The 536-nt window shown below is 66.2% G+C and carries 1 protein-coding gene; it reads left to right on the plus strand.

Annotated elements, in window-relative coordinates; all coding sequences use genetic code 11:
- Positions 1–536 (plus strand): TCP-1/cpn60 chaperonin family protein (locus IVA96_RS04850; protein ID WP_275975183.1); only part of this gene is annotated, 536 nt, incomplete at both ends.

A 536-nucleotide genomic window follows, 5' to 3' on the forward strand; every position in this document is an offset into this window, starting at 1 on the left:
ATCCTGACCGGCGGCCAGGCGATCTCGGAAGACCTCGGCATCAAGCTCGAGAACGTCACGCTCAACATGCTCGGTCGCGCCAAGAAGGTGATGATCGACAAGGAGAACACCACCATCGTCAACGGCGCCGGCAAGAAGGCCGACATCGAGGCGCGCGTGGCCCAGATCAAGGCGCAGATCGAGGAGACCACCTCGGACTACGATCGTGAGAAGCTCCAGGAGCGTCTGGCCAAGCTCGCCGGCGGCGTCGCGGTGATCCGCGTCGGCGGCGCGACCGAGGTCGAGGTGAAGGAGCGCAAGGATCGCGTTGATGACGCGATGCATGCGACCCGCGCGGCCGTGGAAGAAGGCATCGTCCCCGGCGGCGGCGTCGCCCTGCTCCGTGCCTCCGAGCAGCTCAAGGGCCTGCGCACCAAGAACGACGACCAGAAGACCGGCGTCGAGATCGTGCGCAAGGCGCTGTCGGCGCCCGCTCGCCAGATCGCTATCAACGCCGGCGAAGACGGCTCGGTGATCGTCGGCAAGATCCTGGAGAA

Origin of the sequence: Bradyrhizobium sp. 159 (assembly GCF_023073795.1) — a bacterium.
GTDB lineage: Bacteria > Pseudomonadota > Alphaproteobacteria > Rhizobiales > Xanthobacteraceae > Bradyrhizobium.